Source organism: Flavobacterium procerum (assembly GCF_042431625.1).
Classification (GTDB): domain Bacteria; phylum Bacteroidota; class Bacteroidia; order Flavobacteriales; family Flavobacteriaceae; genus Flavobacterium; species Flavobacterium procerum.
In genome coordinates this window covers 57,654-70,418 of sequence record NZ_JBHLYW010000011.1, presented here as the reverse complement: position 1 = coordinate 70,418, position 12,765 = coordinate 57,654, and the positions used below count along the sequence as shown (strand labels likewise).

The 12,765-nt window shown below is 35.7% G+C and carries 11 protein-coding genes; 5 read left to right on the top strand and 6 right to left on the bottom strand.

Features of this window, described 5'->3' with window-relative positions; translation table 11 throughout:
* Position 1: 1 nt before the first annotated feature.
* Complete coding sequence (locus tag ACFFLS_RS18170) at positions 2-760, top strand: hypothetical protein (protein WP_379689574.1); 759 nt, start codon at positions 2-4, stop codon at positions 758-760.
* 27 nt (positions 761-787) lie between these two features.
* On the opposite strand, the gene ACFFLS_RS18165 is transcribed toward ACFFLS_RS18170, so the two are convergent.
* On the bottom strand, positions 788-2,065 hold the full coding sequence (locus ACFFLS_RS18165) for a replication-associated recombination protein A (protein ID WP_379689568.1): 1,278 nt from the start codon (positions 2,063-2,065) through the stop codon (positions 788-790).
* 144 nt (positions 2,066-2,209) lie between these two features.
* Here ACFFLS_RS18165 and ACFFLS_RS18160 point away from each other — a divergent pair, with 144 nt between their 5' ends.
* Positions 2,210-2,977, top strand: a complete 768-nt coding sequence (locus ACFFLS_RS18160; RefSeq protein WP_379683530.1) for a rhomboid family intramembrane serine protease — start codon at positions 2,210-2,212, stop codon at positions 2,975-2,977.
* Between the two features lie 62 nt (positions 2,978-3,039).
* Positions 3,040-3,543, top strand: coding sequence for a hypothetical protein (locus tag ACFFLS_RS18155; RefSeq protein WP_379683529.1), 504 nt, complete (start codon positions 3,040-3,042; stop codon positions 3,541-3,543).
* A gap of 4 nt (positions 3,544-3,547) precedes the next feature.
* On the opposite strand, the gene ACFFLS_RS18150 is transcribed toward ACFFLS_RS18155, so the two are convergent.
* The 5 genes from ACFFLS_RS18150 to ACFFLS_RS18130 form a co-directional block, all read right to left on the bottom strand.
* On the bottom strand, positions 3,548-4,339 hold the full coding sequence (locus ACFFLS_RS18150) for a DUF2490 domain-containing protein (RefSeq protein WP_379683528.1): 792 nt from the start codon (positions 4,337-4,339) through the stop codon (positions 3,548-3,550).
* Between the two features lie 54 nt (positions 4,340-4,393).
* A complete protein-coding gene (gene rlmB / locus ACFFLS_RS18145; protein ID WP_379683527.1) occupies positions 4,394-5,128 on the bottom strand; it encodes a 23S rRNA (guanosine(2251)-2'-O)-methyltransferase RlmB in 735 nt (244 codons plus the stop codon).
* A 78-nt stretch (positions 5,129-5,206) separates the two neighbouring features.
* On the bottom strand, positions 5,207-6,652 hold the full coding sequence (locus tag ACFFLS_RS18140; protein WP_379683526.1) for a SusD/RagB family nutrient-binding outer membrane lipoprotein: 1,446 nt from the start codon (positions 6,650-6,652) through the stop codon (positions 5,207-5,209).
* Between the two features lie 11 nt (positions 6,653-6,663).
* Positions 6,664-9,909: a SusC/RagA family TonB-linked outer membrane protein gene (locus ACFFLS_RS18135; protein ID WP_379683525.1), complete on the bottom strand. Its 3,246-nt coding sequence runs from the start codon at positions 9,907-9,909 to the stop codon at positions 6,664-6,666.
* A gap of 84 nt (positions 9,910-9,993) precedes the next feature.
* Positions 9,994-11,574: a BamA/TamA family outer membrane protein gene (locus tag ACFFLS_RS18130; protein WP_379683524.1), complete on the bottom strand. Its 1,581-nt coding sequence runs from the start codon at positions 11,572-11,574 to the stop codon at positions 9,994-9,996.
* Between the two features lie 295 nt (positions 11,575-11,869).
* Between ACFFLS_RS18130 and rpsL the strand changes: the two genes are divergently transcribed.
* Both rpsL and rpsG read left to right on the top strand, forming a co-directional pair.
* Positions 11,870-12,253: a 30S ribosomal protein S12 gene (gene rpsL, locus ACFFLS_RS18125; protein WP_007136570.1), complete on the top strand. Its 384-nt coding sequence runs from the start codon at positions 11,870-11,872 to the stop codon at positions 12,251-12,253.
* A gap of 24 nt (positions 12,254-12,277) precedes the next feature.
* Positions 12,278-12,754, top strand: coding sequence for a 30S ribosomal protein S7 (gene rpsG / locus ACFFLS_RS18120; RefSeq protein WP_026727879.1), 477 nt, complete (start codon positions 12,278-12,280; stop codon positions 12,752-12,754).
* The last annotated feature ends 11 nt before the right edge of the window (positions 12,755-12,765 follow it).

The window sequence follows — 12,765 nt, the reverse complement described above, 5'->3', positions numbered from 1 at the left end:
GATGAAAATTAAAATTTTACTAACTGCACTTTTTAGTTCAGTTATCGGTTTTGCGCAGTCTGTTAATGACTATAAGGCGGTTATTGTTCCGTTAAAATACGATTTTATAAAAGAAGACAATCAGTACAGACTAGCGACCTTAAGTAAATCTAATCTTCTGCAAGCTGGTTTTACAGCATTTTACACTAACGAAGAGCTTCCTGAAGGCTATAACGACAGATGTGATCTTTTATATGTTAACGTACGAAAAGACAATGCTTTTTTGGTGACCAAACTTTTTGTAGAGTTCAAAGATTGCTACGGAAGAGTTGTTTATACTTCTGAAACAGGAAAAAGCAGAGAAAAAGAATATGACGTAGCCTATAGAGAAGCCTTAAATGGTGCTTTTGTATCAGTTAAGGCATTACAATATAAATATAGCGGAAAATCTCCTGCTGCACCGACAAAAATAACAACAGCTGCATCATTACAAACTACAGCGTCGGCTCCAGCAGCGACTCAGCAAACAGTAACAGCTACACCTGTAGTAGATGTATCTGACCCTAACTTATTATACGCTCAGCCAACAGAAAATGGCTACCAGCTTATCGATAAAACGCCTAAAGTTGTAATGAAGTTATTGAAAACTTCACGTCCTGATTCTTTTATCGCAATAAAAGAAGGAGTACAAGGTTCGCTAAATGCAAAAGACAATCAATGGTATTTTGAATATTACCAAAACGATAAATTAGTTTCTGAAAAAGTTTCAGTTAAGTTTTAAAACAACAAACTGTAAACAACAAAGAGATTAATAACCATATTTATCTTTCCAACGGTTCTTTAGGAATTCACGGGTACTGTTCTCTCTAGAATTGTTCCCTGGATTGTAAAGAACCGTTCCTTTTACAGCATCAGGGAGAAATTCCTGTTCTGCAAAATTATTAGCATAGTCATGCGAATATTTATATTCTTCTCCATAGCCCAGTTCTTTCATGAGTTTTGTAGGCGCATTTCGTAAATGAATCGGAACAGGAAGATCTCCGGTTTGTTTTACCAATTGCTGCGCACTTCCAATTGCAAGATAAGATGCATTGCTTTTTGGCGATGTTGCCAGATAAACAGCGCACTGACTTAATATAATACGGCTTTCTGGATAGCCAATTGTTGTTACGGCCTGAAATGTATTATTAGCAATAACAAGAGCTGTCGGATTTGCATTTCCAATATCTTCACTTGATAAAATAAGCATTCTTCTTGCAATAAATTTTACATCTTCTCCTCCCTCAATCATTCTGGCAAGCCAGTAAACGGCGCCATTAGGATCGCTGCCACGAATTGATTTTATAAATGCCGAAATAATATCATAATGCTGCTCGCCAGTTTTGTCGTACAAAACCGTATTTTGCTGTACGAGTTCTAAAACCCTGGTGTTGGTAATAATCACTTCGTCACTTGCGGAAGCATTTATGACAAGTTCAAAAATATTAAGAAGTTTGCGTCCGTCACCTCCCGAAAGCCTCATTAAAGCTTCGGTTTCTTTAAGCTGGATATTCTTGGAAGCAAGATAAGTATCAGCTTTCATGGCACGAAGCAACAATGCCTCTAAATCGTCTTTTGTAAAAGCGTTTAAGACATATACCTGGCAGCGTGACAATAAGGCGGGAATAACTTCAAAACTTGGATTTTCGGTTGTAGCGCCAATTAAGGTAATCCATCCTTTTTCAACAGCTGCCAAAAGAGAATCCTGTTGCGATTTACTAAATCTATGAATCTCATCAATAAATAAAATCGGATTTTTGGCAGTAAATAGGCCTCCGCTTTGTTTCGCTTTTTCGATTACATCTCGAATGTCTTTTACTCCTGAATTTATCGCGCTTAAAACATAAAACGGACGTTTGGATTCTTGGGCAATAATTTCTGCCAAAGTAGTTTTTCCTGTTCCGGGTGGTCCCCAGAAAATCAACGAAGGAATTATTCCTTTTGAAATTTGCTGTGTTAAGGAGCCGTTTGGTCCAACCAAATGAGTTTGGCTAATATAATCTTCTAGTTTTCTCGGGCGGATTCTTTCTGCTAATGGTGCTTCCATTTTGTAAAATTACTATATTTTGAAGTTAAATTTTAGTCTTTTAACACTTAGAAACAAAATCGAATTCAGGTTTACTGACAAAATATCAGGCTGTCTTTTTTGGATAGTTTTTTGATTTAGAACTTTTAACAGATACCAAAAATTATGAATGACAGCCAGTTTAAATTTTCAAATTCAGTAGTTGCGCTTCCTGTTTTTTTTGTTTTATTGCTTTGGGTGGTTTACTGGATGCAAATTCGCTTCGATTTTGATTTTTACCAAAACGGAATTTATCCGAGAGATTTTGCAGGGCTTCAAGGAATAGTCTTTAGTCCTTTCATTCATGAAAATTTAGAACATTTATACAATAATTCTATTCCGTTACTGATTTTATTGGCCGCACTGCGTTTTTTCTATCCAAAACAAACCTTTAGTATTATCGTTTACGGAATTTTATTTTCAGGTTTGATAACTTGGATTATCGGCAGGGAAAATTTTCATATTGGTGCCAGCGGACTGATTTATGTTTTGGTGAGTTTTATTTTCTTTAAAGGCATTCAAACAAAATATTATCGACTCATTGCTTTGTCACTAAGTGTCATTTTGCTTTATGGAGGAATGATATGGTACGTTTTTCCAGGCGTTGATCAGTCGATTTCGTGGGAAGGGCATTTGTCTGGATTAATTACAGGTTTTGTTTTGTCTGTTTTGTACAAAACACCAGAATATTCCAAACCAATATTGTACGATTGGCAACATCCCGATTTTGATCCAGAACGTGATCCATTTATGAGGCATTTTGATGAAAATGGGAATTTTATCAGTAGAAAGGAAGAAGAGGAAGAATCGGATTTTAATTCGTCTTATTTTGATTCGAATTTGCCAGTTCGTTATTTTATAACTAAATCCGATTCTGAAGATAACCAACAGTAAATGAGTTTGTTTGGACTAAAAAGATTAATTTTGTTACAGCTTCTGATTTAATTTTTTGCTTTATGAAAAAAATTATCTTTTTTGTTTTCTTTGGATTTGCAGGATTCATCTTTCCGGTTTGTGCTCAATGTGAAATTAAGAATCGCATTCTGGCAGATGGCACTATGGTTTACTTTTTTGACCCTGCGGTTTTTTACACAACAAAATCTAAGTCATTAAAAATTAATATTATCACAGATAAAGAACAATATTTTATTGCATTGCAGCCAATGCCTTTTCCGGATAAAAAAGAAGGCAAGAAGGTAAAGGATGATTTAGTGATTTCTCTTTCAAACAATAAAGACTATAAATTGACTCATTATGATACTCAGTATCGTAATAATGATTCCGTAATGCAGGTTTTGTATTTAATAAAAGATAAGGACATTAATGATTTTGCCTCTTATGAGGCAGTTACTGCTAAGATTAATATGGAAGGAACAGAATTTATCCGTGATTACAATTTCAAGTTGCATAAAGCTGCTATTAAGAAACAGTTGCAATGTTTTCTAAAGAAAGAGGAATAGTTTGTTATTCGTCTGAGCCTTCATGATTGTGGGCAGCTGTTTTCTTTTGGATGTTCTCTAAAAGGTTGTTGAAGGTTATGGTTAAAGAAGCCGCATTTGTAGTCTGATTGCCCTTATTTCGTGGAAGATATTCATTGGCATAACATAACTCTACCTGAAAATCATCTGTAAATAGATAGCCAGCTCCAATGTTAAATCTGTTTCTGTCGAAGAAACTCTCTCCGGTTACTTTTGCACCGGATTTTAAATAAATTTCATCGGAGGCGATAGCGTAAAAGACACCAGATCTGAGTATTTTACTATTTATTGGTTGAAGGTATTTTAACTGCTGACGGTATCGAAAAACCAATTCATAATCATCGTCCTGATTTTTCATATGCCGAAATTCAGTACGCATTCTTGTAGATAAAGTATAGCCTGTTTTGTGAAAAAAATAAATTCCCTGTAAAGCAAAACGCCATTCCGGCGATTCAAACTGACCAATTTCTGGAACATCTTTATTACTGTAATAAGCAAGAAAAGAAGAAAGTTTCCATCTTGGGTTTAAGTAATAATGTCCCCAGCCGCGAATAGATCTCTGGACGGTATTTTCAAATAAATTTGAAGAAGATTCCGTACTGCTGTAAGCTGCGCCGATGTCCAATTCGGTAGACCATTTTTCGTTTAATGTTCTGCTGAATTGAATTTCGTTCCAGAATTGATTGTAAGTAGTACTTTGTCCGAAGCTTTTGTTGTTAAAAGCGACAGATAAAAGAAATAATGTAACCAGCGATATTGAATTAGATTTTGAAAACATTTGCTAAGTGTTTTAATTATTCATTCTAATCCTCACTTTCAGTCCATTTTTAGATTAACTTCTTTGTCGGACTGTTTCGTATAAAAAGGCGCCGCAGGCAACAGAAACATTTAATGATCCTATGGAACCGAACATTGGTAATTTTGCTTTTTCGTCTACAATTTTCAGAACAGACGGATTAATTCCTCTGTCTTCCGATCCCATAATAATGGCAACAGGCTCAGTAAGTGAAATGTCATAAATGTTCTGGTCTGTTTTTTCTGTAGCAGCTACAGTTTTAATCCCAGAACCCTGAAGATAAAAAATGGCATCCTTAATATGTTCTACTTTGCAGATAGGCACATTAAATACGGCTCCAGCAGAAGTTTTTACAGTATCTCCGTTTACTGGTGCAGAACCAGCTTTTTGTACAATTATTCCGTTTACTCCAGTGCATTCAGCAGTTCTGATTATAGCACCAAAGTTGCGCGCATCAGAAATCTGATCTAAGATTAGAAATAAAGGTTTTTTGCCCGATTCAATGGTTGACTCCACTAAATGTTCCAAATCGATAAATCCGATAGGAGAGATGGTTGCCACTGCACCTTGGTGGTTATTGGGTGTTAATCTGTTTAGTTTTTCAACGGGAACGTAAGAGAAGTTAATGTTGGCACGTTTCATTACCTTCATTAAATCTTTCATTAAATCTCCCGAAACTTCTTTCTGAATAAATACTTTGTCAACTTCTTTGCCAGCCTGAATGGCCTCTATAATGGCTCTAATGCCAAATATTTGGTGCTCTTTTTCCATAGAACAAATATAGGTATAATGTTTATAAAAAAAAACCGCTCTGTAATAGAGCGGCTTTTGTATGGTTTAGTTTTAGGATTAAAATTTATCCCAGAAAAGTTTCGTTGTTAGCAAATCTCCACCAATAGCTGTAGAAGCAGCTTTCCAGTTTGAGTTATTTGTTTGCTGCTCAAGTACTGGGTAAGCCATTCTTACTGGAACTTTACCACCAGCATTGTTAATTGCTGTTGGAGGAGCTAATAATACAGGGAAATCTAATCTTCTCCAGAAATTCCAAGAAGTTAAAGCTTGATTATACATCGCTACCCATGCTTGCTCTCCAATCGATTTTTTCCAGTTAATGGGGTCGTATGGATGTGTTGTAAGGTAAGCCGTCGCTTCTCCTGTTGTTCCACCCCATTCTAAGATTGAAGCTGTAACTGCTGCAGTGTAAGCTGCAGGTGCTGTGGCTGTATTCCAGCGAGCATTTGCTTCGGCAACATAAAAAGCAACTTCGGTATATGTTAAGATGTTTCCTGGAGTATCAGGTGTGTATGCATAATCTCCTGCATGAGAATAGTTTCCAAATTCACCACCTTCACCAATAGTAAGTCCCAGGTACTGACCACCTATTGTCGTGAAGTAACCAGGTCTTCTAGGGTCGTTAGAAGCATTCATGTAATCTACTAGAGTTTTTCCGCCAACAAAATCTTCTCTACCACTAGCTTCTAAGTTTTCATATAGAGGGTTGTAGTTTGGTGAATCTGGTAAATAAGGGAATTGTGCATTATTAGCTGGTGATGTCATTACTCCTGCCGCAATAGCTGCCGTTGCAGTAGTTTGTGCTAAAGTTGGATTTGAATCGGCAATTCCTATTGCAAGTTTTAATTTTAAAGAGTTTGCAAATGTAAGCCATTGCGCTGGATCACCTCCATATAATTTGTCACCAGAAGAAAATGTTGGGAAGCTGTTGGATGTTCCGCTACTTAACGAATTGATGTCAGTATTTATTCTCGTAATTAAATCAGCATAGATAGTTGCTCCATCATCATAAGCAGGTAGCGGATATTGTGTAAGATTAGCTGCTTGTGTGTATGGTATATTACCAAAAGTATCCACTAAAAGCTGAAACGTATAAACTTGCAAGATGTCAATAATGGCTAATTGCGTCTTTTTATTTGCAGGCCATTGAGCTAGTTCACTTGCAGTTGGCTGGTAGCCTTCAATTATAGATTTAGCTTTTCCAAGATTGTTTAATACGTTTACGTAGTTGTCTGAGTAAATTTGGTTAGAAACATTACGGTTTGTAAAGTCATAGTTACTTTCGTTTACGTAAGTTGTCTCTTGCCAATACTGCATTGTCAATCTAAAGTTATTTTCATTTACGCTTGGAGTATTAACATAATCGCTTAATTCTTTTTGAGCGTAAGTGACAAGCGATCCTGGCACAGTGTTATAAGCGCTGTTTGGGTCGGTATTTACATCTTCATTAACACAAGCTGTCAAGGACAGACCAATCGTTAATATTGTTATGATTTTTTTCATTTTCATTCTTTTTAAAAATTAACTTTGACATTAAAAGAAATATTTCTTGTTGTCGGCATAGGTCCTGATTGATAACCTTGAGTGTTACCTGAAGACAATCCTGCTTCTGGATCTGAATACGGTAAACTTTTGTCAATGATCCAAAGATTATTCCCTATTACGCTGAATGAAGCTCCTTTAATAGCACTTCCTAGAATGCTTGAAGGAAGATTATAAGTTAATACTACCTCTCTTAACTTTACAAAACCAGCATCGTATACAAATGCAGCTGCAGGAGGGTCAGTTCCTAAAACTTGACTTGATTGAGATCTATCTAATCTTGTTGTGTTTGTAATATATTGAGGTTGGCCTCCTCCAGGTGTGTATGCAGGGTTTAGCATTACACCTTGCAAGATTTGACCACCACCATTTGCTATTGTGTTTCTGATTGGGTTTCCTAAGTCGTTAGTTCCAACGGAATTAGCATATATACCTGTGCCGTATCCATAATATTGGTCAAGTGAGAATACACTTCCACCTTTTTTTACATCAATCAAGAAGCTGAATGAAAGGTTTTTATAGTTGAATTTGTTGTTAATACCACCAATCCAATCAGCTTGGTAAGTTCCTAGTTTGTTATCAGTTGTTGTAGAAACTTCGTATCCACCATTAGCACCGATAATTCTGTTGCCTGCATCATCTAATACGTAAGTCGTTCCCCAGATTTGACCATAATCTTGGTTTAAAGGAGCATTGATACTGATACCTCCTTGAAGAGAGTTGATGTTGATGTTTTCAATACCTGGTGCCAGTTCTGTAACTTTAGTGTTAGGATTTGACCAGTTAACACTAATATCCCAAGAAAAGTTATTTGTTTTAACTGGAGTTCCTGTAAGAGTAACCTCAAAACCTTTTGTTGTTAAAGTACCAGCATTGATTGTGTTGAAATTTGATCCAGTAGAAGTTGATACTGGTAATGGTAAAATTTGATCAAAAGCTTTGTTTTGGAACCAAGCAACATCAAAACCAAGTCTGTTGTTTGCAAATTGCATGTTTAAACCTACCTCTACGTTATCTAACTGCTGTGGTTTTAAATTTGCATTTTTTGCTGTAGTATTAAAAGAATATACAGGAGTTCCGAATGGAGTTCTAGCAGTATAGTTGTCTAATAATTGGTTTGGATCTGTATCAGAACCTACTTGAGCATAAGCAACTCTGAATTTACCAAAATTGATGAATTCAGCATTTTTAAGCCAGTTTGAGAATATTACACTTCCTGAAATTGCTGAATACCAATATGCATTGTTGTCCTGTGGCAGTGCAGAGGATTCGTCTCTTCTTACAGAACCTTCTAGATAGTAAGTTCCTTTATATCCCAATGTTGCTTGTGCAAATAAACCTAATACTTCTTTTCTCGTGTCTACAATTCTAGGAAGGGCAGGTGCAGATACTGAGTTAGAAATAGTGTATAATCCAGGAATGTATAAACCTCCTGATGTCATTTGCTGATTAGTAAATCTGCTTTGTACGTTGTAGTTTGTACCAAGAAGAAAATTAATATTGAAATCTTCGCTCAGGTCCTTTTTGTAAGTAGCTAAGAAATCATAGTTCTGCTCACTAAAATTATATAAGTCTAATGCATAACCAGATGGCTGAACAGGAAGATTTTGAAGATTGGAGTTAGACCCAAGAGTTGCTGGTGTGGAACCTGGAGCAATTCTATCTTCTGTTTTTAAATTGAAACCGTCAGTACCAATTCTACCTGTGAAGCTTAAGTTTTTATTTACATCATAAGTTAAACTAGCATTAGCTGCAAAACGCTGTCTGCTGTCGTTGTTGTAGTTTTCGTATCTTTGGAAATACGGGTTGTCCCAGTATGCAGGTGTAACATTTGTTGCACTTTTTATATTCCAAGTGTAATTTTGGCGGCTTGCGAAATAAAGGTCTCTCTGTTCTTTGATGTCAACATTATTAGCCCACCATTGTCTAAAACCAGCTAACTGGTTTCCTCCGTATCCGGTAGAGTTTCTGTTTCTTGTGTTTTGTGAAACATATGTAACATTGAAATTAGAGCTGAGTTTGTCATTAAATTTGTAGCTGGCAGCTCCGTTAAAGTTATTTTTGCTTAATAATGAATTTGGCAAAATGTCACTGCTGTTTGTATTAGCGTAAGTCAATCTATAAGTAGCTTTTTCAGTACCTCCGCTTAATGAAATGTTGTTGATAGTAGATATTGCAGTTTCAAAAAATTCTATAGGACCATTTTTTGCAGCAACCCAAGGAGTCTGTTTTCCGTAATTGGTAGATCCAGGGGTAAAAGCATCATATTGCCAAACCAAAGAGCCATCATATTTAGGACCATATGAAGCATCATCTCCTGATCTAGATCTTGGTTGTCCATTGTAAGATGAGAATGCTTGCCCGAAATATCCTTGGCCGTATTCAGTCTGATATTTTGGAAAAGTCGTTCTGTCTACAGTAGACATTGTGTAAGAAGAAGAAAATTCGACAGATAAATCAGTGCTTGATTTTCCTTTTTTAGTCGTAATAATGATTGCCCCGTTTTGAGCTCTAGATCCGTACAGAGCAGTTGCGGCAGCGCCTTTTAACACGTTAATTTCGGCAATGTTGTTTGGGTTGATGTCTGATGCAGCATTACCATAGTCATAACCGCCTCTACCGCTTTTTTGGTCATTACTGTTTACGTTGTTGTTCAAAATTGGCACACCATCTACGACAAATAAAGCCTGGTTGTCACCTAATAAAGATTTATAACCTCTAAGGACCACATTTGTAGATCCTCCAAAGTTAGTACCTTGAGTTACGCTAAGACCGGCAACTTTTCCTGATAAGTTGTTTGTGAAGTTACCAGTAGGAACTGTTCCAACTTGTTCTGCTGACACTGTCTGTGCAGAATAACCTAAAGATTTTTTCTCTCTTTTGATACCCAAAGCCGTTGTAACTACGACGCCTTCAAGTTCTTGAGCTGCTCCAGCCAGCTTTACATTAACTACTGAAGAGTTTGCTGCTATTTCCTGGGTTTTCATCCCAATGTAGCTAAATACCAATATTTGGCTTGATGATGCTTTGATGGTGTATTTACCATCAAAATCGGTTTGTGTTCCTGCTTTCGTTCCTTTAACTAATACACTTACACCTGGTAAAGGCATTCCTGTATTGTCAGAAACTGTTCCAGAAACAGCTCTTTCTTGCGCAAATGACAAATGCGCAGCTAGTACTAGTAAAAGCACTAAGAATCCATTGAACTTTAGTTTCATTTTTAAATATTTTGAATTAGTATCGCAAAACTCTTAATAATTTGTTAACTATCCAAGGGAAAAAAATAAAAATTTCGTTAAACACTAAAATTTAACATTATAACAGATGTTTATAATACTGTTATATAATTGTAAATCTTGGCTGTTTTCTGCGCCATTTGTAAGATTGATCCTTAAGATGCCGTTGGTTGTGTTTAACGTTGCGCCTATTCCAAAACCTGTTAAATTTTTGATTTTTTTGGGATTTGTTGAAGTTGTAAGGTCTTGGTATAACCCATAATCAATTATTGTGTTTATGTAGATATTTGGCGATAAAAGATATCGATATTCTGTAAGTATTAATGCAGTGAAATTTGCTTGAAGACTATTTTCTAAAAATCCACGGATAGAATTTATGCCTCCAAACCGAACTAGTTCGTTAACCAAATAGCTTTGGCTGTTTAGGATGTAATTTTGCGAATTGATGTTGATGAAGTTTTTCTTGTTTAATTCAAAATTGTATCCAAAGTTCAGATTGGCATAAAACTGTCGAACTGAGCTTGGGCTTTCAGAATTAGCGCTGTTTCTTTTTCCGTAACCAGTCATCAAGTTGAAAAAAGATTTTACGGGAAAGAGAATGTTGGAATAATCTCTTTTTTTATAATCAAACGAACTTGTGAGGTAGGAATTGTCAAAATCGCTGATCGTTGAATTGTTCTGGTTTTGAATATCGCTAGATTCTGTCGATTGGTAGCCCAGATATATTTTTGAATTGTAATTGAGGTAGTATCCTAAATCAATAGCGGTTTTGGTGTTCTGGAAAGTGCTGTCCTGTTTGAAAATGTTCAATTGTGCTTTTATGCCGAGAGGTGACTTAAATATATAAGGCACTTCTATTTTTGCATTAAAAGTTTTTTGTTGGTTTCCGTCGCTTTTCCAATAAAGAGAAAATTGTTCTCCGGACTTCAAAATGTTGAGAAGCGAGATGTCGAGATAGCCATTAAGATTTAATTTTTTGTCATCATCATTAGAAAATCCGATGTATCCGTCAAAGTTATTCGCTTTTCTTTTTTCAATATAAGTATAAATCTTTGTAGAATCGGTTGTAAATAGTATTTCAGGATATTTGGTTTGAGCAACAAATTCGAAGCTGTTAATGTCGTTATGTAATTCCTTAATTACGTTTTGGTTAAAAGTTTTGTTGAGGTATTTTTTGTTTAACTGTTTTAAGTGGCCTTCAGGAAAAAAGTCTTTTGAAGATTCGTTTGTGTAGTTGATTACGATTGAATTAATAGTTCTTTTTTTTTCAAGTTTGAAATTTAAATCAGCAAATACAATCGGTCCTTTCTTTTGAATGTTTTCGAGTTTTATTCTGCTCAATGCATAGCCGGCTTTTTCGGCAACCGATATTTTGGCATTAAAAAAAGACTCAAGTTCTGAATATGGGATCCTGACGGTGTCTTTTTCTGAGTGGGCGCCGAGGACTTCCTTGTTTTTACCTATATATATATGTATCTCCTTAACCTTGTTTTTTAATTCGATGATAGAAATATAAGTGCTGTCGTTGGTTTTTGCAGTTTCTAAGATTTTATGATCTAAATAACCTTTTTTTGAAAGTTTTTCAGAAGTGCTTTCTATTTCGTTGAAAAGAGATTTTAGATTGAGATGTTTTTGTGCATAGTCCAATGAATCAATAATTTGATTTTCTGTTTGATTGGTTCCAGTTATTTTTAAGTGAAAATTTTGAGCACAACAGCAAAAACTGAAGGAGAAAAAAACAAAAAAAAGGAAATAGTTGAGTGCAGGCTGTTTCATTTTCTAAAAATAAGGCAAATATCAGTTGTTTCACTTTAAAAACATAAGGATAAATAATGTTATTGAAAATTAATAGATTAACGTTTGTATAGTGAAATTTATTTTATACATTTGCAACCCCGTAAAAAGCGGGAATTTAATATCATATTAATTTTTAGTATTAATTATGCCAACAATTCAACAATTAGTAAGAACAGGAAGAACTCAGATCACTAAGAAGAGTAAATCGGTTGCTTTAGATTCTTGTCCTCAAAGAAGAGGGGTTTGTACGCGTGTTTACACTACTACACCAAAAAAACCAAACTCTGCAATGCGTAAAGTTGCGCGTGTACGTTTGACAAATGGTAATGAGGTGAATGCTTACATCCCAGGAGAAGGACACAATCTACAAGAGCACTCGATAGTATTAGTGCGAGGTGGAAGGGTAAAAGATTTACCAGGTGTTAGATATCACATCGTTCGTGGAGCGCTTGATACGTCAGGTGTTGCAGGAAGAACGCAAAGAAGATCTAAGTACGGTGCTAAACGCCCAAAAGAAGCAAAAAAGTAATTTAAAAACTTTTAAGAAAAAGACATGAGAAAAAGAGCGGCAAAGAAAAGACCACTTTTACCTGATCCAAGGTTTAACGACCAGTTGGTAACGCGTTTTGTAAACAACTTAATGTGGGATGGTAAGAAATCTACAGCTTTTAAAGTTTTTTATGATGCAATTGATATCATCGAAACTAAAAAGCAGAATGATGAGAAAACTTCATTAGAAATCTGGAAAGATGCTTTAACTAACGTTATGCCTCACGTAGAAGTACGTAGCCGTAGAGTAGGTGGAGCTACATTCCAAATTCCAATGCAGATCCGTCCAGACAGAAAAATTTCTATGGCAATGAAGTGGTTAATACTTTATTCTAGAAGAAGAAATGAGAAATCTATGGCACAACGTTTAGCTTCTGAGTGTTTAGCTGCGGCTAAAGAAGAGGGTGCTGCGGTTAAGAAAAGAATGGATACTCACAAAATGGCAGAAGCTAATAAAGCATTCTCTCACTTTAGATTTTAATTCGTAAAGAA